Below are 22053 nucleotides of genomic sequence, written 5' to 3'. Positions count from 1 at the left end.
TTATTTTTTATCAATGAGTTAAGAGTCACCAAACAGCGACAATAAAAATCGCGATGTCGTGATTTTGAGACGAAGGTTTGCGATTGGCGGTTTTGTCGGCCTCGCTGAACTAATCCGATCGACGAAACGATAAACTACAGACGTAAAAAAGCCCAACCTTGCGGTTGGGCTTTCTTGAAATTGGTCGGCGAGAAAGGATTATTCCCCTACGGGCCGTTGCTAAAGCAACGTTGTCTCGCTTCGCTCGGCTCAAACCTCCTTCGGAGATTCTCATCCTCATAAACTACAGATGCAAAAAGACCAACCCGAAGGTTGGTCTTTTCTAAATTTGGTCGGCGAGAGAGGATTATTCCCCTACGGGCCGTTGCTAAAGCAACGTTGTCTCGCTTCGCTCGGCTCAAACCTCCTTCGGAGGTTCTCATCCTCATAAACTCCAGACGTAAAAAAACCCAATCTTTCGATTGGGTTTTCTTGAAATTGGTCGGCGAGAGAGGATTCGAACCTCCGACCCACTGGTCCCAAACCAGTTGCGCTACCAAGCTGCGCTACTCGCCGAAATACTGCATTTACTTCTTACTGCTTTCAACTTAGAGATGGTGCGAAGAGAGGGACTTGAACCCTCACGTCCGTAAGAACACTAACACCTGAAGCTAGCGCGTCTACCAATTCCGCCACCTTCGCAATATCACTAAATTAAATGGGGTGGCTAATGGGACTCGAACCCACGACAACTGGAATCACAATCCAGGGCTCTACCAACTGAGCTATAGCCACCACTGTAAATCTTTTCGCGCGGTCCACCTTCTTAACAAGAAGTACCGCCGCAGCTCTGGCCCCATTCAATCAATGGTGCGCCCGACAGGATTCGAACCTGAGACCTCTGCCTCCGGAGGGCAGCGCTCTATCCAGCTGAGCTACGGGCGCATAGCGCCGTTGCGGGGTCGGATATTACGGGCTTCATGGTCAGCTGTCTAGTGCTTATTTAAATAAAATGCGCATTTGGTTACGCTTTGCACATTCTGATGATTATCCAGCCAAATTCAGCCGTAATACTCACTTTAACGCGATACCTGGCTGCGTTTTATAGGCGGCCGGTGTAATGCCAGGCCAGATAACGCAGCAACTTTATTTGCCGTGTGATGCGGCTCGGTTGCGACAATAAGCGATACAACCACTCAAGACCCAGATTCTGCCAAACTTTTGGTGCGCGTTTCACATGCCCGGTAAAGACATCGTATGTTCCACCCACTCCCATATACAGAGCATCAGGGTAAACCTTGCGGCAATCGCGCATAAAGATTTCCTGCCGCGGCGATCCCATCGCTACAGTGACAATAGCGGCACCGCTTTCCCGAATACGCTCAAACAGAGCCTGCTGTTGCTCGGCTTTGAAGTATCCATCCTGGCTACCAACAATATTAACGTTCCACTGCTTACGCAGTTTGGCTTCGGTTTGCGCCAGTATTTCAGGTTTTCCACCGATCAGGAAAACGGGAGTGCCTTCTCCGCCTGCCCGTTGCATTAATGCCTCCCAGAGGTCGGCTCCCGGAACGCGAGACACAGCAGCACCTGGAAACTTTTTGCGAATCGAGCGCACCACACTAATACCGTCAGCGTATTTGTATTCTGCGTTATCGATTAACACTCTCACTTGCTGGTCACGTTCTGCGGAAAGGATTTTCTCCGCATTAATCGCTACCAGCGTACCGCTACGCAGCGAGCCTCCTGCGTAGAGATAATCCAATGCATGCTGCATATCGCGCCAACCCAGTAGGCTCAAGCCACGAATCGTATAAGAAGGGGCAGTCGTGAGTTCTGTCATGATATTCCCTGCGATACATTTTGAGAGCCAGAAACAACTTGCGGTGAACGGCGTAGGCGTTGATGTATCAGCCCCGCGCTATCAAATAGCCAGTAAAGCAGCTTCGCAAATAGCAGACAGACACCAAAGATAACCATGAAAAACACCACTCGGGAGACAAAAGAGTCCAATCCCTCACGTGCCAATACAATCATGTTAAAAATCGCTCCAAAGCAGAAACTATGCAAAATGGCGGCTTTGTACTTGTTGGTTTCACGATTACCCAGGTCATACAACCAGTCGAACCATTTAATAATCAGCCCGACTACAACTGCGCCTAATGGGATAAACCACACGCCCCCCATAACCACCAGTGAACCGATTATGGTCGGTGAAATTGCCAGGCCAGAGTGGTTGTTAAGAACTTCCCAAGTAAAGTAGTTCGCACTATTCAGGACAATCCCCGGACGGCCAGGCCATAACCAGGTAGGAATAAAGACATAGAAATCACGTATGATTGGTGCCAGACCCTGGAACTCAATTTTGTCGTAATTCTGCAGCAGTAATCCCAAATTTTCCCACGGCGAAAAGGTATCGCGAGTCAGGTACAAGAAGGTGTAAAACGCTTCCTCCCCATTGACGTTTAGCCCATATCGCTTCAATGCCAGCCAGAACATACCGACGATGCCAAATACACCCGCCGCCGCCAGCATCCACAGCGAGATCCAGCCGCGAATAATACCGATGAACAAAAAGATGGCGAACGCGATGATAATATTGGCTCGAGTCCCACCAACAATCATGTAAGTCAGTAGACCAAACGCCACAGTGCTCACCAGGAAAAACATCCAGGCTCGGCCATCTTGCTTAAGAAAATAGACAACCAGCATCGCAGGGATGAAAAAGTAGAAGAAACGTTTTAACGCAACACCCGATACTTCGCTGGAGAAGATCTGACTATATGAATGCAACTTAAACAGTAAGAAACCGTTATGCATAAAGAAGATGCCGACACTCACCAACGCCACCACCATCAGCATGACCCACGTCAGATGAGTTTCAACACGGTTCATAGTAAACAACTGACGCCGAACCTTTGTAGTTCGTTTCTCCCGCAGCCGGGTTTTGTAGGCGACATAGTAAATACCATAGAAGCAGACGGCAGCGAGTTGCGCTTGCAGAAGCACATCTGCCGGTACAACCGAGACCCCAAAACGAAATACCAGCGTACAGGTGAAGGGGAAGCCAAAGAAAAACGTCAGCAGAAATAGTAATGAGAAGAACACATTAAAATTGAAACGCACCCGGCGGAATTCCTGGTACGTTAAAATACCAATGAACATCACTGATAAAAACCAGACCGCAAATAAACCGCCAAACTCTAGCAAACTCATGCGGCTTCTCCTGATGCTACGTCCAGCGCCCGCTTCCAGCCGTCGATATAATTAGGGTTAAAGAAAGCAATCTGTTGCTTATCCAGTAAGCGTAGCTGACGCTGCGCTTCGCGAACGATCTGCTCGTTTAACGTATCGCCAGCAAACAGCACGGGAATATGCTGTTCAGTCATATCCTGCCAGAACGGATTTTTACGGCTCAGCACGCAAGGAATACCCGCCTGAATCAGCAAGCAAAGCGTGCCAATACCTTGCTGGCGGTCGAAAATGAAATAGCCCAGTGAGCACTGACGCAAAAGAGCCAGATAATCATCAAAGGCCAAGCTTTCCTTCAGGATATGGAGATTTTCTTTACTAAATAGCGCGCGTCCAGCCTGCTGAACTTCATTGATATAAGCGTCATTGTTTGTTGGATAGCCCATCGGTACTACCACGCGTACCGAGTCACCAAACTGTGCATGAATCGCTTTTAATGCTGCAATATGTTGGTTGCTATGATCGCCGGAGTTACCTACCAGAAACGTCATTTTGCCAACTTTCTCTTCACTGTTGGCCAGAGTATTTAGAGATGGGTCCATACGCGTCGGAAAGTAAATTAACTCACCTGGAACCTGTGGGTGGCGCTCATGGAAATAATTCAGGTCACCTCGTGTAGCAAACACTCTCCCCACTCGCCCCTGCGCAATGCGGCGCAACAAATAAAACGCCCGAAACTTGAAGCTTTTTGAGGCCTCATAAAGGTCAGCGCCCCAAATGTGCCAGTTCATCTGAGCCGGTTTCAAGCCGCCAGTTAGCAACGCAATCCACAGTGAGCTATTAAACTGGCCATGGAAGAAAAAGCGTTGCTGGCGATTAGCACGAGCTGCTGCTACAACGGCCTGCGCCAACGCTTTTTTCGTTGGATAGAGTGTCACGGCAAGCGCCGGAAAAGAGGACAAAATTGAGTCGTCCTTCGAAACCACCATAAACTGGCGCGCATGCGGATTTGAGGCAGCCAGAGCATCATTGAAGAAGCGCAGCACCGTTTGGTTATGATGCGGGATATCCGATCCCAAAACGTGAATCAGTGTTGTCATGCTCGTCTACGATAAATGAGGAAAACGCTGCAACAGAGCGTGAAATAAATAATATACGTTGCCATATAAGCCTGAGCAGCCCCTAAAGCACCGTGCGCAGGTATAAGCCAATGTGAAAAACCAGTCAACAACGCAAACTGGCTGATTTCAGTCAAAACATAGAAGCGTAGTGATGCTTTCGCTATCACCAGATAACCAAACACATATGAGCCGACTTTCAGCACATCGCCTACCAACTGCCAGGCGAAGAGATCGCGCATCGCAATAAATTTATGCGAGAAAAGCAGCCAAATCGCGAAGTCGCGTAACAGCCAGACGGTGAAACTTGCCAGAGCAACCGCGGGCAGAACGAACTTCAGGGAGCGAACAATCTCACGGCTGATGTCATGTTTGCTGGTTAAGCGCGAAAGCGTTGGCAAAAGATAAACGCTAAACGAGGCAGTGATGAATTGCAGATAAGCATCGGAAATGCTGCTCACCCCTTGCCAAATACCGACATCATCCCAGCTATAGTGGGCCGCCAGCAAATTTCGCATCATCACGTAAGCCACTGGCAGTGTCACCGACGTGATTAGCGCCATGATGGTGAATTTGCCAAGGCTGCTGGCATACACTTTATCCCACTGCGGTTTCAGGTAACTAAGCGGCACATGTTCGCGGCGAACCAGCATAACTCCCGCAGGAATGATCACCAGTGCAGGCACTAATGCCAGACCCAACAACGCGCCTTGATAGCCGCCGAGGCGATAGCAGAGGTAATAGGCAATCACGCCAATGATACTGCCACCAATCAGTGCCAGCGCATTACCGGCAGCATCACGAAACCCTTTCATGATGGCTAAAGACAAGTTTGCCCAGGCGATGCCCATCTGCACTAACGCCACCAGGCGTACTAATCCCTGGTAATTTTCATGCCCGAACAGGCCCAGACTGATTGGCTTCGCGGCAACAACAAAGATGATCGCCAATAGCGTTGAGAAGCCCAATACCATGGCCGATGAAGTACCGATGACTTTGCGTAACTGCTCGGGCTGATCGTGATACTGCGCGACGTATTTGGTCACGCCGTTGAAGATTCCCGCCCCGGCAAGTACGCCTAATACGGTAACCATCTGGCGGAAGTTTCCCGCCTGCCCGACTCCGCTCGGCCCGTATGCCACCGCAAGCAACTTCACTACCAGCAAACCGGCAGCAATTTTTACCAGTGTGGACCCGGCGGTCCACACTGAGGCTTTAGCGAGCGACATATCAGGAGAAGAAGCTTAACAACGTATTAATGACAGTACGTTGGTTCGCAGGAGATAAGTTATAGAACAGCGGCAAGCGCAGCAGGCGCTCACTTTCTTGAGTAGTGAAACGATCTTCGCCATAGAAGTAACCAAACTTCTCACCAGCTGGGCAGCCATGCAGTGGGATGTAGTGGAACACTGCCAGAATTTCTGCCTCTTTCAAATACGCAATCAAAGCGCTGCGGTCTTCAATATCACGCAATTTGATATAAAACATATGCGCATTCTGCACACAGTCTTTTGGAACAGACGGCAGTTCGATACGCCCTGCTTTTGCCAACGGAGCCAGGGCATCATGATAGGTATGCCACAGCTTCAGACGCTGCTGGTTAATCTTTTCTGCCGCTTCCAACTGCGCCCAGAGATAAGCAGCCTGGAGATCAGCCATCAAGTAACTTGAACCGATATCACGCCAGGTATATTTGTCCACCTGACCACGGAAGAACTGGCTACGATTGGTACCTTTCTCACGAATGATTTCTGCACGCTCAATCAACGACGGATCGTTAATCAGGGTCGCGCCACCTTCACCACCTGCCGTGTAGTTTTTGGTTTCATGGAAGCTGAAGCAACCGATATGACCAATTGAACCCAGTGCGCGGCCTTTGTAGGTCGACATCACGCCTTGTGCGGCATCTTCAACCACAAACAGATTATGTTTGTCCGCAATGGCCATGATGGTGTCCATTTCGCAGGCTACACCGGCGTAGTGAACGGGCACAATCACGCGAGTTTTCTCAGTAATTGCCGCTTCAATCAGCTTTTCATCAATATTCATGGTGTCCGGGCGCACATCGACAAAGACGATTTTTGCACCACGCAACACAAAGGCGTTGGCAGTAGAAACAAAGGTATAACTCGGCATAATCACTTCATCGCCGGGCTCAATATTCAACAGTAACGCGGCCATTTCCAGCGATGCAGTACAGGAAGGGGTGAGCAGTACTTTTTTGCTGCCGAAACGATGCTCCATCCATTGCTGGCAACGACGGGTGAAACCGCCATCACCACAGAGCTTGCCGCTACCCATCGCAGCCTGCATGTATTCGATTTCCGTACCTACTACTGGAGGAGCATTAAATGGGATCATTTTTTCACCTGTATAACCAGAAGGCGGTGCTATCAATATTGGCACCGCTTTGAATATAACGTCGCAGGGCTGCGGTATTACTGGTTTGCGTTGCCACGCGCAGCGTTTCTACTCCGCGTTGCTGGCACCAAAAACGCGCGGCATCCATTAACGGACCACCCACGCCTCGTCCTGCCAGCAAACCAATACGCGCCTCGCTCTCATTAAGTTGGCGCATGCTCACAAAGCCCTGAATCGCGCCACTGTTCTTCAACAACAGACATTCATGGTCAAAGGTGCCTAGCACAGCGTTTTCAACCCATTGTGCGTAAAAACGGCCGCTGTCAGCAGATTGATACCAGGGTGCACGAAACCGACTTTGTGTGAAAATTCTTGCCGCTAAATCCCGCAATACAGGAATGTCAGCGCTTGTGGCTAACTCGACAGAAGGTGCTGCATTTTGTATGCCAGGCTGCAGAGCAAGATCGATTTCCCCTTCAACCAGCTGAAAACCAAGCTGCTGTAAACCGTCAAGCCAATCGGTCCGCTGAGCAGGGATTTTCGCCTGCACGCGGGAATACGCATCAAGGCTTTGCGGGGTAAGCAAGGAGGCTGCATCGTCAAAACGAACGATAGCGCTGTTCACCGCAAAGAACTGATTCTCCCAGTTTAGAGATTCAATTCTTGCGTGAACAGGAACAGAGCAAGTCGTCATTGGCTTCACCAACCTCGGGCAGAACCTAGCGCCAGACTCCTTTGGTGTCAACAATCCAGCTTTGCTGAACTTGCTCACCCGGAATGGCTTTGAATGCCTGGTGATCAACCAGCATCACCAACACATCAGCCTGTTGAAGAGCGTCATCAATAGAGGCTAATTCACAACTACCGATCAGTTTTTTCGGCAACTGGTGAATGTTTGGCTCAACAGCCAGCGTTTTACCATTATGCCAGGTGCTGAGAAGCTCAGCGATTTCCATGGCTGGGCTTTCACGCAGGTCATCAATATTCGGTTTAAACGCAAGGCCAAAGCAGGCAATGGTAATTTCACTGGCACGCTTGCCGGTTTCAGCAAGACAATCAGCGACAGCAGCTTTCACCTGGTTTACTACCCAGTGTGGTTTGCCATCGTTGACTTCACGCGCAGTGCGAATCAGCTGTGCTTGCTCAGGGTTTTGAGCAACGATAAACCATGGATCAACTGCAATACAGTGACCACCCACTCCCGGGCCCGGCTGCAGAATATTGACTCGCGGATGGCGATTAGCCAGACGAATCAATTCCCATACGTTGATCTCTTGAGCCGCACAAATCAGCGATAGCTCGTTGGCGAATGCGATATTCACATCACGGAAGCTATTCTCGGTTAGTTTGCACATTTCAGCAGTGCGGGAATTCGTCACCACGCACTCGCCTTCAAGGAAGATTTTGTAGAGTTCGCTGGCACGAGCAGAGCAAACTGGGGTCATACCGCCAATTACGCGATCGTTTTTGATAAGCTCAACCATCACCTGGCCTGGCAGTACACGCTCAGGGCAATAGGCAACATTGATATCTGCCGCTTCACCAGCCTGGTGAGGGAAAGTCAGGTCAGGACGCAGATCCGCTAACCAACCCGCCATTTGCTCGGTGGAGCCGACAGGGGAAGTTGATTCCAGAATCACAAGAGCGCCTTTTTTTAGCACAGGAGCGATGGACTCTGCAGCTGCTTTAACAAAAACCATGTCAGGTTCATGATCGCCTTTAAAAGGCGTTGGCACTGCAATCAAATAAGCATCTGCCTCAACCGGCTGTGTACTGGCGCGTAAGAAACTACCCTCTACAGCCGTTTTAACCACCTTATCCAGGTCTGGTTCAACAATATGAATAGAACCACGATTAATGGTATCTACAGCATGCTGGTTAATATCGATACCGACAACGTTTCGCTGTTTTGAAGCAAATGCAGCCGCAGTTGGTAAACCGATATAACCAAGACCAATCACAGAGATGGTTGCAAAACTCATTGTTGTGTCACCTGATTCTTTTTCAATGCAGCCAAAATTTGCTCACAAGCCTTGCCATCACCATAAGGATTATGCGCCCGACTCATAACTTGATATTCATCTTCGTCTTTCAACAACCGCGTAACCTGGCGAACAATTTCTTGTGTATCCGTACCGACCAGACGAACGGTGCCTGCATCAACAGCTTCAGGGCGCTCAGTGGTATCACGCATAACCAGCACCGGTTTACCCAGTGACGGTGCTTCTTCCTGAATGCCACCTGAGTCAGTCAGAATCAGGTACGCATGGTTCATCAAATAGACAAATGGCAAATATTCTTGTGGGTCAATCAGCACCACATTTTTGACATCGCCAAGAATGCGCGTCACAGGCTCGCTGACATTCGGGTTCAGGTGCACAGGGTAAACAATCTGGACGTCACTGTTTTCTTTGGCAATCTGCGCCAGTGCGTGGCAAATGCGCTCAAAACCATCACCAAAGCTTTCACGACGGTGGCCAGTGACCAAAATCAGCTTTTTGCTGCTATCCAGGAACGGATAACACTGCGCCAGAGAGCTATGCAAAGCATCATCCGCAAGTACACGATCGCGAACAGAAATCAGCGCATCAATCACAGTGTTACCGGTGACGAAAATCTTATTGTCGCTGATATTTTCGCGTAATAAGTTTTGTCGAGAATTCTCGGTCGGGGCGAAGTGATACATAGCCAGGTGACCGGTCAGAGTTCTGTTCGCCTCTTCCGGCCACGGAGAATACAGATCACCAGTGCGCAAACCTGCTTCAACATGTCCTACAGGAATCCGCTGATAAAATGCGGCAAGACTAGTGGCAACTGTAGTCGTAGTATCACCATGAACCAGAACAACATCGGGCTTGAATGACTCAAGTATCGGTTTCAATCCTTCGAGAATGCGACAGGTAATTTCCGTAAGCCCCTGCCCCGGTTTCATGATGTTTAAATCATAATCCGTCTCGATAGAAAATAAATTCAGCACCTGATCCAACATCTCGCGATGCTGCGCGGTCACGCATACTCTTGCGTCAAAAAACGCGTCTTTTGCCAACGCATCAACCAGAGGAGCCATTTTGATAGCTTCCGGGCGCGTGCCAAAAACAGTTAACACTTTCACAGCAATTCTCTTTTGTTAAAAAAGGTGAAGGCCGTCCATCGAGCCTTCACCGGGTAAGGGCGTTACAAATATTTTGGACGGCGAGCTAATGCCACACCCGCGCCAATCAGGGCCCCAACCATACCCCACATAATCATCAAGAATGCCCGGCGTGGACTATCACGCTTCACAGGTTCCTCAGGGGTACGTAAATAGCGATATGTCTGGAAGCGTGCGTCAAGCGTTGGCCCAACGTTCAAAGTCGCCAGCATGGCTCGATTCTGGTCGTAGTCGATGCTGTAACTCGGACCGACAGCTTGCAGGCTTTCAAGACGAGTTTGCAGCATAGGGCGTCCTAACATAAACATTTCAGAATCAGGCAACTCGTCGGCGGGAACTTCTGTTTCACTCTTTGCAATATTTTGCTGCTGCGCAATCTTTAGCGCTTGTTCCACACTGTGCACTTTGCGGTCGAAAATTGACTGAGCCACCGCTTCCTGGCGCTTAACTTGTGCTTTCATCTGGATTGTACGAGCAGCCCAGGCGCCCGTCAGTTCTTCGTTAAGATGACTCGCAGCACGCTGGCTGGCAAAAGCGACGTACTGGCGCAGCAAGTTATTCGCATCAGCAGCTGTTTCTGCAATGAGTTTCACGCTATCGCTGATATTGCGTGTGGCATCGCCAGCTGAAAATTGAATATTATCAATTAGTTCATCTAGCAGCGCGGCATCAATTTTACTGTTGCCAACCTGACGCTGTTTGTAATAGTCGGTCTGAAGCCAAAAATCACGACGAGTATCATATGCAGATAACTGCATGATGAACTCTTTATAGGCTTCATCCATCACCGAAGGCTGATCGACGGAAACCATATTAGCTTTAGCATCAAGATTGCGCAGGAATTGCTGTTGCGAATAATACCCACCCATCATGTTAACTGTTGGGCGATCGGTTATCGCGTTAGCACTCCACTCCTGCTTGGCAAAGAAGGTGTAGATAAATGCAATGGCCGCAAATAACACAGCCAGACCAACAATCCACAGCTTTCCTTGCCACAGTGTCCGGAATAAACCACGAATGTCCAACTCGTTGTCCACCATTCCCGGATTACTTCCTGGCACGTTTTGTTTCATCACTTCCCCGACTACTTTCAGAATTAAGAAATACTGCTGGTATTTCTACGTTGCCGACGCTTATGACGTCTTATAAAACGAGCAACTTTCCAGGCTCGTTTGATACAGTAATCATAGAGAACAAATGCAAGCAAGAATAATGCCAACATGACCCATTCTGGAATGAAATGCATGTATTCAGCCGCTACGCCAATTGAAGCAAGCAGAGCTGCTGCTGCTGTGATGAGTACGAATGCCTGCCGAGAAGTAAAACCGGCTCGCATAATCAGATGGTGAATATGCTGGCGATCTGGTGAGAATGGACTCATACCTTTGCGTAGTCGGCGATACATGATGGCAATCATGTCCATCAATGGAATGGCAATAATCCATAATGCGGTGACAGGGCTAATAGGATGAGTTTTGCCCTGCGTAGTTTCAAGCAAGATCCAGATGACGGTAAAACCAATAAGAGTACTCCCCGCATCGCCCATAAAGACTTTATAGCGACGACCAAGTATCCCAAGGTTTAAAAGAATATAAGGCAGGATGGCAGCAATCATTGCGAAGCACCACATAGCCAAACTCAATTGCCCATCGAAATAAAGAATAATCCCCATTGCCGCAAAGGATACGCAAGAAAGCCCACCCAGCAGACCGTCGATACCGTCAACCATGTTGAAAGCATTTATTGCGGCCCAAACCGCAAATAAGGTTAAAAAATAACCGAACGGGCCGAGAACCATTTCCCACGAGCCAAAAATATAGCCGAGGCTGAGCAGGTACAATTTTCCGACCACCATCATCACAATGCCGATTAAAGCCTGAACCGAAGCCCTAATTTTTACACTGATATCAAAACGGTCATCCAGGGCGCCGACAAATACCAGCACTCCAGCACATATCAAATAAAGCCATGCATGCGGGATATAGTAGTTAGCAATCAGAAAAGTAAAACAGATCCCAGCATAAACCGAGATACCGCCGACCAAAGGAATGAGTCCTTGGTGGCGTTTACGGAAGTTGGGTTTATCTACCAGACCAATTTTTTTTGCCGCTTTGCGCGCAAAAAAAAGAAAGATGGTGGTGAATAAAAAAATACAAACCAGGTCAGTTCCAGCGGTGATTAAATTCACAGTGCAAGCTCTCTGCAAAATAAAAGGTCAAGGACAACTTCTTTGAAGTCTACCCCGTCCAATGGTTATATACATCTAATCCTTGAACAACCTGGTTATTATTCAAACAACATCATCCAGCATTGCTGTAAATAACATAATGGCATTCCTTGCCACAATTATGTGCTTAGCTGCGATCATTACAGCTATATCGTATATACCAGAAATGAAAAACGCCACGTCTAAGCGTGGCGTTCCCCGAGTTTTTGTTACTTACGAGCGCTTCATCATATCAAAGAAGTCTTCGTTGGTTTTCGTCATCGCTAACTTGTTGATGAGGAATTCCATTGCATCAATCTCACCCATTGGGTGGATGATTTTACGCAGGATCCACATTTTCTGCAGTTCTTCCTGGGTAGTAAGCAACTCTTCTTTACGTGTACCTGAACGATTGTAGTCAATAGCAGGGAACACACGCTTCTCAGCGATTTTACGCGCCAGATGTAGTTCCATGTTGCCGGTACCTTTAAATTCTTCGTAGATAACTTCATCCATTTTAGAACCGGTATCAACCAACGCTGTAGCGATGATAGTCAGACTACCACCCTCTTCTACGTTACGTGCAGCACCGAAGAAGCGTTTTGGACGATGCAGGGCGTTAGCATCCACACCACCGGTCAATACTTTGCCGGATGCCGGTACAACGGTGTTGTACGCACGCGCCAGACGAGTGATGGAGTCGAGAAGAATGATGACGTCTTTCTTATGCTCAACCAGACGTTTCGCTTTCTCGATAACCATTTCGGCAACCTGAACGTGGCGTGATGCTGGCTCATCAAAGGTAGAAGCAATCACTTCGCCTTTAACCAGACGCTGCATCTCGGTTACTTCTTCAGGACGTTCGTCGATCAGCAGAACCATCAACACGCAGTCTGGGTGGTTGTACGCAATGCTGGTTGCGATGTTTTGCAGCAGCATAGTTTTACCGGCTTTCGGCGGAGCCACAATCAGGCCACGCTGACCGCGACCGATTGGCGATGCCAGATCCAGTACACGTGCAGTTAAGTCTTCGGTAGAACCGTTACCACGTTCCATGCGTAAACGAGAGTTAGCATGCAGCGGGGTTAAGTTTTCAAACAGGATTTTGCTACGCGCGTTTTCCGGCTTGTCGTAGTTGACTTCGTTAACTTTCAGCAGTGCAAAGTAACGCTCACCTTCTTTCGGCGGGCGAATCTTACCGGAGATGGTATCCCCTGTGCGGAGGTTGAAACGGCGGATTTGGCTGGGAGAAACGTAGATATCATCAGGACCGGCGAGGTAGGAGCTGTCTGCAGAGCGGAGGAAACCAAATCCGTCCTGCAATATCTCCAGTACACCGTCACCAAAGATATCTTCACCACTCTTCGCATGTTGCTTCAGGATGGAGAAAATAATGTCTTGCTTGCGCATACGGGCTTGGTTTTCCAGCCCCATATTTTCGCCGAGAGTAATCAGCTCAGAAACCGGCGTATTCTTTAATTCGGTAAGATTCATAATGGTGGGTTCTTAAACTCGGGGTAAATCTCGAACATGTATCGTGAATGGTATGGCAGGATCATCCATGCCTGTTTAATGGCCACCACCACATGTCTTATCGCTGCCTGGTCATAGGAAAAACGCAGAACTGAAACGACACGACGGAATGGGTGATACGCCCGAAATCGATTATGCGACCGTATGTTCACTGTAAAACAGCGTCTTAGTGAAGAGAAACTGGAAGCATTGGGTATTACAAAGATTCAAACTACAAGACAAGTTCTAAATGCAGTAAAAGTAACTTAGCATGACTGACGCCGGGCGTCCAGCGGCTCACAAAAAATTGCGAACCACGCACGCACCGGCTGAGATTCCATTATGCCAGATTAGCGTCGAGGAACTCTTTTAACTGGCCTTTGGACAGTGCGCCAACTTTGGTCGCAGCCACTTCACCGTTCTTGAACAGCAACAGAGTTGGGATACCACGGATACCATATTTTGGTGCCGTGCCCGGGTTCTGATCGATGTTCAGTTTAGCAACGGTCAGATTGCCCTGATATTCATCAGCGATTTCATCAAGAATCGGGGCGATCATCTTGCATGGACCACACCACTCTGCCCAGAAATCAACCAGGATCAACCCATCAGCTTTTAGCACGTCCGTGTCGAAACTGTCGTCAGTCAGGTGAATAATTTTATCGCTCATGTTCTACTCCGCAGGATTATGTCTACCTTGTTGGTGTAGCATTAACCAACTTAAGGTTGACTTTATTTCACCGGATACGCTTTCGTAAAGCAATAGTTAGCTGATATTCTACCACACTATGAGCAAAACACATTTGACCGAACAGAAGTTTTCCGACTTCGCACTGCACCCTAAGGTGATTGAAGCCCTTGAAAATAAAGGGTTCCATAACTGCACCCCTATTCAGGCACTGGCACTACCGCTGACACTAGCGAATCGTGACGTTGCAGGGCAGGCGCAAACCGGTACTGGCAAAACGATGGCGTTTTTAACGTCAACGTTCCATTATTTACTCTCTCACCCGGTTCCAGAGAATCGCCAGGTGAACCAGCCGCGTGCCTTAATTATGGCGCCGACTCGTGAACTGGCAGTCCAAATTCACTCTGATGCAGAGCCACTAGCACAATCGACCGGCCTTAAACTCGGCCTGGCGTACGGTGGCGACGGCTACGATAAACAGCTTAAAGTGCTGGAAAGCGGTGTTGATATTCTTATCGGCACAACTGGTCGTTTGATTGATTATGCCAAGCAAAACCACATTAACTTAGGCGCAATTCAGGTTGTGGTGCTGGATGAAGCCGATCGCATGTACGATCTGGGCTTTATTAAAGATATTCGCTGGTTGTTCCGCCGTATGCCGCCAGTCACTCAACGCCTGAACATGCTGTTCTCCGCCACACTCTCTTACCGTGTGCGTGAACTGGCATTCGAGCAAATGAACAACGCGGAATACGTGGAAGTCGAGCCGGAGCAAAAAACCGGTCACCGCATTCAGGAAGAGCTGTTCTACCCTTCTAACGAAGAGAAAATGCGTTTGCTGCAGACTCTCATCGAAGAAGAGTGGCCAGATCGCGCCATCATCTTTGCCAATACAAAACACCGTTGTGAAGATATCTGGGGCCACCTTGCGGCTGACGGGCATCGTGTTGGTCTGTTAACCGGTGATGTTGCTCAGAAGAAACGTCTGCGCATTCTTGAAGAATTTACCCGTGGCGACCTCGATATTCTGGTTGCAACCGACGTTGCAGCGCGTGGCTTGCATATCCCGTTAGTGACACACGTTTTCAACTACGATCTTCCTGATGACTGCGAAGATTACGTTCACCGTATTGGCCGTACCGGTCGTGCTGGCGAAAGTGGTCATTCCATTAGCCTTGCGTGTGAAGATTATGCGTTGAACCTGTCTGCGATTGAGACTTACATTGGTCACTCAATTCCAGTCAGCAAATACAAAACTGAAGCACTGTTAAGCGAACTTCCTCCACCGAAGCGTCTGACTCGCGCCCGTCCGGGTAACGGTCCTCGCCGTAATGGTGGCGCTCCTCGCGGTAATCGCCGTCGCACAGGTTAAAAATTTATGCTCAGCTCCACCTCGCTGTATGCTGCAATAGATTTAGGCTCTAATAGCTTTCATATGTTGGTTGTACGTGAGGTGGCAGGGAGCATACAAACCCTTGCCCGGATTAAGCGAAAAGTACGCCTTGCTGCTGGTTTAAGCAGCGACAATACGCTTTCACGTGAAGCAATGGAGCGCGGGTGGCAATGCCTGCGCTTGTTCGCTGAACGTCTTCAAGATATTCCTCAAACCCAAATTCGCGTTGTCGCAACCGCGACACTCCGCCTTGCCACGAATGCCAGTGAATTCATCCAGCAGGCTGAAAAAATCCTCGGCTGCCCGGTGCAAATTATTCATGGTGAAGAAGAAGCACGTCTGATTTATCAGGGTGTTGCCCATACGACAGGCGGTGCCGATCAACGCTTAGTAGTTGATATCGGCGGTGCCAGCACAGAACTGGTTACCGGCTCGGGGGCGCAAACCACCGCACTCTTTAGCTTATCGATGGGTTGCGTGACCTGGCTTGAGCGTTTTTTCAGTGACCGAAATCTTGCCAAAGAAAACTTCGATGCTGCCGAAAGCGCTGCAAAAGAGGTTCTCAGGCCAATTTGCGACCGGTTAAAACACCACGGTTGGAAAGTGTGTGTCGGTGCGTCAGGCACCGTGCAAGCACTGCAAGAAATCATGATGGCGCAAGGCATGGATGAACGCATTACGCTCGCAAAACTTCAACAACTGAAGCAACGAGCCATTCAATGCGGGCGTCTTGAAGAGCTGGAAATCGAAGGCTTAACGCTGGAAAGAGCGCTGGTTTTTCCAAGCGGGCTGGCAATTTTGATCGCTATCTTTGAAGAGTTATCAATAGAATGTATGACACTTGCAGGTGGCGCATTGCGCGAAGGCCTGGTTTACGGAATGCTTCATTTGACGGTGAATCAGGAAATCCGCAGCCGCACAGTGCGGAATATTCAGCGCCGTTTTATGGTTGATACCAGCCAGGCAGAACGTGTCCAACAGTTGGCTCAAGCTCTTGCAAACCAGGTCGCGGATGCATGGAATCTCACTCCACTCAGCATAGAAATGCTCAGCAGTGCAGCATTGCTGCATGAAATTGGCCTGAGTGTTGATTTCAAACAGGCGCCACAGCATGCGGCTTATCTGGTGAAGAACCTTGATCTCCCTGGATACACTCCCGCGCAGAAAAAGCTGCTGGCGACGTTAATGCTAAACCAGACAAACCCGGTCGATCTCTCTTCACTCCACCAGCAAAATGCCGTGCCGCCGCGCATTGCAGAACATCTTTGCCGCCTGTTACGGTTGGCGATTATTTTTGCCAGCCGTCGTCGTGATGACATCCTGCCGGAAATTACGCTGAATGTTGAAGATGAAACACTGATTCTTGAGCTACCTAAGAAGTGGCTTGAGTGCCACCCCCTCGGCGCAGAATTGCTGGAGCAAGAAAGCCTGTGGCAAAGTTATGTCCACTGGCCTTTGATAATTAAATAACTCAGCTTTTACGCGCTTTTGCCAGCATTTCACGGATGTTGGCGACATTACTCTGCCCTTTCGTCATACGTTCTTCCGCCGATACCACTTTACGTTCAGTCTCCCACTGCAAATCATCCTGTGGCAATTCCAGCAAGAAACGACTCGGTTCCGGGCGGATCAGTTCACCATACTGACGTCGCTCTTTGCAAAGCGTGAAGGTTAGCTCTTTCTGCGCACGAGTAATCCCCACATAAGCCAGGCGGCGCTCTTCATCAATATTATCTTCGTCGATGCTACTCTGATGCGGCAGAATGCCCTCTTCCATCCCGACTAAAAATACGTACGGGAACTCCAACCCTTTCGAGGCATGAAGGGTCATTAATTGCACCTGGTCTGTGTCTTCATCACTCTCGCCACGTTCCATCATATCGCGCAGGGTAAAGCGTGTGACGACCTGAGTCAGCGTCATCGGCTCATCAATTTCTGAACCCTCAAGCATTTCCGTCATCCAGCTGAAAAGCAGGTTAACGTTCTTCATGCGCATTTCGGCAGCTTTCTGACTGGGGGAGGTTTCATACAGCCAGCTTTCGTAGTCGATGCCGTGAATCAAATCACGTACCGCTGCGATAGGTTCACGCTCAGCAAGCGTTGCCACATCGCGTAACCAATGAGTAAAACGCTGCAACGACTCAAGACCACGACCATTTAGCGTTTGGCTCAAACCCATATCAAAGCTTGCGCCAAATAAACCTTTATTACGCTGAGTTGCCCAGGTACCGAGTTTTTGCATCGTAACCGGACCAATTTCACGTTTCGGCGTATTCACAATCCGCATGAATGCGCTGTCGTCATCCGGGTTGGTCAGCACACGCAGATAGGCCAGCAGATCTTTGATTTCAGGACGTGAGAAGAATGAAGTTCCACCAGAAATACGATAAGGAATGCGGTTTTGCATCAACATTTTTTCAAACACGCGCGACTGGTGATTCCCGCGATAGAGAATGGCGTAATCTTTGTAGTTGGTCTTATTGATGAAGTGATGGGCAATAAGCTCGCCAGTTACGCGTTCGGCCTCATGATCTTCACTGTTCGCGGTCAGCACTTTTAATTCGGTGCCGTAACCCAGCTCCGAAAACAGCCGCTTTTCGAACACGTGAGGGTTATTGGCGATCAAAATGTTTGCCGCTTTCAGAATGCGCCCGGAAGAACGGTAATTCTGCTCAAGCTTAATGACCTGAAGCGCCGGGAAATCCTGGCTTAGCAAAACAAGGTTTTGTGGTCGTGCGCCACGCCAGGAGTAAATCGACTGGTCGTCATCGCCCACTACGGTAAACCTTGCTCGCGCGCCCACCAGCAGCTTCACCAGTTCGTACTGGCTGGTGTTGGTATCCTGGTATTCATCCACCAGCAAATAGCGGATGCGGTTTTGCCAACGCTCGCGCACTTCTTCATTGCGCTGTAAAAGCAGCGTTGGCAGCAAAATCAGATCGTCAAAATCCAGTACGTTGCACGATTTCAGATGCGTATCGTAAAGCTCATAACAGTGGGCAAAGATTCGGTCGCGTTCTCCTTTCGCCTGCGCTGCGGCCTGCGACGGGGTCAGCAGATCGTTTTTCCAGTTTGAGATCGTCGAGATCAATTGTTGCAATAACGTTTTATCGTCTTCGAGCAAACCCTCCGTCAGCTCTTTTAGCAACGCCATCTGGTCGGTGTCGTCAAACAGCGAGAAGTTAGACTTCATGCCGAGAGCGGCGAATTCACGTTTGATTATCTCAAGCCCTAACGTGTGGAACGTGGAGATCAGCAGACCGCGCGCTTCTTTGCGCCCCAGCGTTTGCGCCACACGCTCTTTCATCTCACGCGCTGCTTTGTTGGTAAAAGTCACGGCGGCGATATGGCGAGCCTGATAACCGCATTCGCGGATCAGATACGCCATTTTATTGGTGATAACACGCGTTTTGCCGGAACCAGCGCCCGCCAGGACCAGGCAGGGTCCTGTGACAAATTCGACGGCTTGTTGTTGGCCAGGGTTTAAACGCATGATGTATTGCTCAATCTTCGAACGGGGGAAGGATTGTAGCAGAAGTGGTGCAGATGGTGCAGCGGGCAGCCCAATCGAGCTGCCCGAAAAATCAGGAGGAGGCAGAAGCCAGAGGCGCATAGCCATTACGTTTTGCACGGGCGACCCAGCTACAGGAACCCATCACCGCAATTGCCGTCAGCAAAACATATTCAAGCGACATCGCGTAAACACCTTGAATGGCATAAATAACCACGCTTATCACGTCAATCACGACCCACAGCAGCCAGTTTTCCACATATTTACGGGTCATTAGCGCCATTGCCACTATCGAAAGTACCAGCATGGTTGAGTCCCAGAACGGCATCGCATCAGGTTGCAGCTCTGGCATCACTACGGAAATACCCACAGCCTGCAAGACGGAAATCATCATGTGGGTTAGCGCCGCAAACACCGGGTCGATAAATAACGTCATCAACAAAATTGCCACAATACAAATCGCACCCAGTACGGCGGTTTGCTGACGAGATAACCAACGAACCTTGAGCGTGGCCTCATTATTTTCGGTCTGCCGACTCCACGCGTACCATCCATAAATATTGGCGGCAAAGAAGAACACTTGCAGCAGCAAGCTGGCATAAAGCTGAATCTGAAAGAAGATAGCCGCAAACAGCGTGACGTTAATCAACCCAAACAAATAGTTGATGATTTTTTCCTTGCTGGCAAACCAGATACATAGCAAACCAAACAGCGTACCAATCGCTTCAATCCACGATAATGCATAGCCACCTTCACCCAAAGGGATCGAGACCATCACATTGTTAATACTGAAAAAATCCATTATTTTTCTCCTTGCTGACTATCAGCATAGATTGCGCGTAGTGCCAGCAGGATTTGGCGTTCTTCACCCTCCAGACACAAAGTTTCCTGCTGCACGTAGTCGTTGATACTGCTATCAAGGCAACCGTTATGTTCGACAACGACATTCAACAGTGACGCTGTGCGCAGCCCGCGTAATGCTCCAACAACCATCAGCGCGGCACTCTCCATATCCGCGCCCAGGATTCCCCGAGCTGACCATTCCGCATCCAGCAGCACTTCTCGATCAGTGTAAAAACTGTCATGGCTACGCACCAACCCATGAACGGCGGGGATGCCCATCTGCTTTGCCTGCTGAACTAGTGTTGCGGTTAACAGCGGATCGGCACAGGCCGGGTAACAAGCTGGTGCATAGGTTCTGCTGGTGCCGTCATCCGCGACGGCTCCGTGAGCGATAACGATATCCCCCAGTGCCAGGCTATCTTGCAACGCACCGCAACTGCCAATACGAATCATCGTTTTCACACCAATCTGGCACAGTTCCTCAATAGCTATCGCCGTCGATGGGCCACCGATCCCCGTGGATAGCACCAAAATTTCAATACCCTGATACCAGCCGCTCATGGCCCGAAACTCACGGTTTTGCCCCAGTTTTTTAGGGTTATCCAGAAAACTGGCAATACGATCTACGCGATCTGGATCACCGGGTAACAAAGCGTACTTCGCACTCGTCATATTATGATCAAGCCGAATATGTGGCTGAAGCGACATCATCCCTCTCCTTATCTTTTCCTTTATTTAGATATCAGCCTCCTGCCTGAGTTGCTCAGGGGCCAGCAATACAACTCTTTCTCCTTCAGTATCAATAATCCGAAGCGATTTCAGGTCATGTAAAATGCGATTAACACTGCGCGTTGTGGCCGCAAACTCCTGACTGATATTTTGTTTATCAATAAATATTTCAGTCGTTTTCTGCTGTTGAAACTGCAGCCAGAGCGCCTGACATACCCGCTGATGAAGTGAATAAAGATTGTCGCTGCTGGCCTTCCTGGACAGCTGGTAATATTGCTGGCTGAAAAATCGTAGCATCCGCTGGTTAAAATAATTATCGAGCTCCAACCAACGGCAAAAATGTGTCTGAGATAAGCTCAATATTTGCGTATTAGTGACAGCAGAAACGGAACAGATGTAATGCCGTGATTCAAATATTTCCAGCTCACCTAACATGTCACCTTTGTAGTAACGAGCCTGCCGATAACGGCGGCCATCCTCAGCTTCAAAGAAGACATCAACTTCACCTGCAACAATTAATGAAAAACGCTGGCATTTATCCCCCTGTCGGCAAAGCATTGCTCCACGAGGCACTTCTTCAAAAATCCAGCGCTGCATAATCTCCAGTGGGCAATTTTTTAATAGTTCATACAGCACTGGATCACGCACAACCTGTGTCAGCCCTGATAACCAACCATCTGAAAATTCAGTCTCTTTCATTATATTTATGATAGCGCTCTCCATAACGGGAAAGACAGGACGGGCGTCCTGCGTAATGAGGAGAAGGCCATTAAAAAAGGTTGCCTACCTCCCGGTTCCTTCAATCGGATGGGACATCTGTCCTGCTACGCCAAAGTGCATATGCCCGATGGCTGAAAGACTGGTACTGGTAAAGAAGGGATTATTGCAAAGTAAAAGGCAAGTAAACCAAATTTGGCTATCACATGACGCATGCTATTATTGCGGCCAGATTTATATTCACCCAATCAAGGCACTATCATGGCAAAAACCGCGGCAGCATTGCATATCCTTGTTAAGGAAGAAAAACTGGCTCAGGAAATTTTGGCGCAGCTTCAAGCTGGCGGCGACTTTGAGAAACTGGCTAAAAAGCACTCCACTTGCCCGTCAGGCAAAAAAGGTGGGCACTTAGGTGAATTCCGTCAGGGCCAGATGGTTCCGGCGTTCGATAAAGTGGTGTTCTCCTGCCCGCTGCTGGAGCCATATGGCCCGCTGCATACTCAGTTTGGTTACCACATTATCAAAGTGTTATACCGCAATTAAAAAAAGCCCAGTAGCGTTAAGCTTACCGGGCCTGTATCAATGCTATACCCCTATGGATTTCGATTTGCAGCCAGGCGGCAAGTAAGTACAGTCCCGGAAGCATAGACAAC

General features: G+C 49.1%; 19 protein-coding genes, 4 tRNA genes and 2 other RNA genes. 3 read left to right on the top strand and 22 right to left on the bottom strand.

The features are described from left to right. Positions 1 to 181: 181 nt before the first annotated feature. The 18 genes from LVQ77_RS20705 to trxA all read right to left on the bottom strand — a co-directional run bounded on the left by LVQ77_RS20705 (position 182) and on the right by trxA (position 14189). A non-coding RNA gene (locus LVQ77_RS20705) (RtT sRNA) lies at positions 182 to 294 on the bottom strand. 35 nt (positions 295 to 329) lie between these two features. Further along, positions 330 to 442, bottom strand: a non-coding RNA gene (locus LVQ77_RS20700) — RtT sRNA. 36 nt (positions 443 to 478) lie between these two features. Next, positions 479 to 555, bottom strand: a tRNA-Pro gene (locus tag LVQ77_RS20695). A 39-nt stretch (positions 556 to 594) separates the two neighbouring features. After that, positions 595 to 681: transfer RNA gene (locus LVQ77_RS20690), tRNA-Leu, on the bottom strand. A 17-nt stretch (positions 682 to 698) separates the two neighbouring features. Continuing rightward, positions 699 to 774: transfer RNA gene (locus LVQ77_RS20685), tRNA-His, on the bottom strand. A 73-nt stretch (positions 775 to 847) separates the two neighbouring features. Further along, positions 848 to 924 (bottom strand) — tRNA-Arg (locus tag LVQ77_RS20680). 157 nt (positions 925 to 1081) lie between these two features. Next, entirely contained in the window at positions 1082 to 1822 is a 741-nt protein-coding gene (wecG, locus tag LVQ77_RS20675; RefSeq protein WP_232866479.1) for a lipopolysaccharide N-acetylmannosaminouronosyltransferase, read from the bottom strand. Beyond that, the gene (gene wzyE, locus LVQ77_RS20670) at positions 1819 to 3195 is read right to left on the bottom strand and encodes an ECA oligosaccharide polymerase (protein WP_232905382.1); all 1377 of its coding nucleotides are present in this window, start codon (positions 3193 to 3195) and stop codon (positions 1819 to 1821) included. The genes wecG and wzyE overlap by 4 nt, the downstream gene beginning before the upstream one ends. After that, on the bottom strand, positions 3192 to 4271 hold the full coding sequence (locus LVQ77_RS20665) for a TDP-N-acetylfucosamine:lipid II N-acetylfucosaminyltransferase (RefSeq protein ID WP_232866475.1): 1080 nt from the start codon (positions 4269 to 4271) through the stop codon (positions 3192 to 3194). Before LVQ77_RS20665 ends, wzyE begins: the two co-directional genes overlap by 4 nt. Next, complete coding sequence (wzxE, locus tag LVQ77_RS20660) at positions 4268 to 5518, bottom strand: lipid III flippase WzxE (RefSeq protein WP_151995957.1); 1251 nt, start codon at positions 5516 to 5518, stop codon at positions 4268 to 4270. Before wzxE ends, LVQ77_RS20665 begins: the two co-directional genes overlap by 4 nt. 1 nt (position 5519) lies before the next feature. Further along, entirely contained in the window at positions 5520 to 6650 is a 1131-nt protein-coding gene (rffA, locus tag LVQ77_RS20655) for a dTDP-4-amino-4,6-dideoxygalactose transaminase (RefSeq protein WP_232866473.1), read from the bottom strand. A 4-nt stretch (positions 6651 to 6654) separates the two neighbouring features. Next, positions 6655 to 7344: a dTDP-4-amino-4,6-dideoxy-D-galactose acyltransferase gene (gene rffC, locus LVQ77_RS20650; RefSeq protein ID WP_232905381.1), complete on the bottom strand. Its 690-nt coding sequence runs from the start codon at positions 7342 to 7344 to the stop codon at positions 6655 to 6657. Between the two features lie 25 nt (positions 7345 to 7369). Beyond that, the gene (gene wecC, locus LVQ77_RS20645) at positions 7370 to 8632 is read right to left on the bottom strand and encodes a UDP-N-acetyl-D-mannosamine dehydrogenase (RefSeq protein WP_232905380.1); all 1263 of its coding nucleotides are present in this window, start codon (positions 8630 to 8632) and stop codon (positions 7370 to 7372) included. Further along, positions 8629 to 9762, bottom strand: a complete 1134-nt coding sequence (gene wecB, locus LVQ77_RS20640) for a non-hydrolyzing UDP-N-acetylglucosamine 2-epimerase (protein ID WP_232866466.1) — start codon at positions 9760 to 9762, stop codon at positions 8629 to 8631. Before wecB ends, wecC begins: the two co-directional genes overlap by 4 nt. A 62-nt stretch (positions 9763 to 9824) precedes the next feature. Beyond that, positions 9825 to 10874, bottom strand: a complete 1050-nt coding sequence (gene wzzE, locus LVQ77_RS20635) for an ECA polysaccharide chain length modulation protein (RefSeq protein ID WP_151995962.1) — start codon at positions 10872 to 10874, stop codon at positions 9825 to 9827. Positions 10875 to 10897: 23 nt separating this feature from the next. Further along, positions 10898 to 11989: a UDP-N-acetylglucosamine--undecaprenyl-phosphate N-acetylglucosaminephosphotransferase gene (gene wecA, locus LVQ77_RS20630; protein ID WP_134187791.1), complete on the bottom strand. Its 1092-nt coding sequence runs from the start codon at positions 11987 to 11989 to the stop codon at positions 10898 to 10900. Between the two features lie 252 nt (positions 11990 to 12241). After that, a complete protein-coding gene (gene rho / locus LVQ77_RS20625; protein WP_034492237.1) occupies positions 12242 to 13501 on the bottom strand; it encodes a transcription termination factor Rho in 1260 nt (419 codons plus the stop codon). A 358-nt stretch (positions 13502 to 13859) separates the two neighbouring features. Further along, positions 13860 to 14189 carry a thioredoxin TrxA gene (trxA, locus tag LVQ77_RS20620; RefSeq protein WP_034461718.1) on the bottom strand — a complete coding sequence of 110 codons (330 nt, stop codon included), beginning with the start codon at positions 14187 to 14189 and terminating at the stop codon, positions 13860 to 13862. A 118-nt stretch (positions 14190 to 14307) separates the two neighbouring features. Between trxA and rhlB the strand changes: the two genes are divergently transcribed. Next, a complete protein-coding gene (rhlB, locus tag LVQ77_RS20615) occupies positions 14308 to 15579 on the top strand; it encodes an ATP-dependent RNA helicase RhlB (RefSeq protein WP_034461719.1) in 1272 nt (423 codons plus the stop codon). A gap of 6 nt (positions 15580 to 15585) precedes the next feature. Further along, entirely contained in the window at positions 15586 to 17070 is a 1485-nt protein-coding gene (gppA, locus tag LVQ77_RS20610; protein WP_232905379.1) for a guanosine-5'-triphosphate,3'-diphosphate diphosphatase, read from the top strand. 1 nt (position 17071) lies between these two features. Here the strand turns inward: gppA and rep are convergent, their stop codons facing one another. The 4 genes from rep to LVQ77_RS20590 all read right to left on the bottom strand — a co-directional run bounded on the left by rep (position 17072) and on the right by LVQ77_RS20590 (position 21382). After that, entirely contained in the window at positions 17072 to 19093 is a 2022-nt protein-coding gene (gene rep, locus LVQ77_RS20605; protein WP_232905408.1) for a DNA helicase Rep, read from the bottom strand. Between the two features lie 91 nt (positions 19094 to 19184). Further along, complete coding sequence (gene pnuC / locus LVQ77_RS20600; RefSeq protein WP_232905378.1) at positions 19185 to 19913, bottom strand: nicotinamide riboside transporter PnuC; 729 nt, start codon at positions 19911 to 19913, stop codon at positions 19185 to 19187. Continuing rightward, positions 19913 to 20662, bottom strand: coding sequence for a nucleoside phosphorylase (locus LVQ77_RS20595; RefSeq protein ID WP_232905377.1), 750 nt, complete (start codon positions 20660 to 20662; stop codon positions 19913 to 19915). The genes pnuC and LVQ77_RS20595 overlap by 1 nt, the downstream gene beginning before the upstream one ends. A 27-nt stretch (positions 20663 to 20689) precedes the next feature. Beyond that, positions 20690 to 21382, bottom strand: coding sequence for a Crp/Fnr family transcriptional regulator (locus tag LVQ77_RS20590; RefSeq protein ID WP_233338077.1), 693 nt, complete (start codon positions 21380 to 21382; stop codon positions 20690 to 20692). Between the two features lie 279 nt (positions 21383 to 21661). Here LVQ77_RS20590 and ppiC point away from each other — a divergent pair, with 279 nt between their 5' ends. Further along, entirely contained in the window at positions 21662 to 21943 is a 282-nt protein-coding gene (ppiC, locus tag LVQ77_RS20585) for a peptidylprolyl isomerase PpiC (RefSeq protein WP_064515151.1), read from the top strand. Positions 21944 to 22053 lie beyond the last annotated feature (110 nt).

It is taken from the genome of Buttiauxella cochleicola, from assembly GCF_021282435.1.
Lineage (GTDB): Bacteria > Pseudomonadota > Gammaproteobacteria > Enterobacterales > Enterobacteriaceae > Buttiauxella > Buttiauxella massiliensis.
Note: the sequence above shows the minus strand (reverse complement) of the source record. Positions and strands in the feature narration are given on the sequence as shown.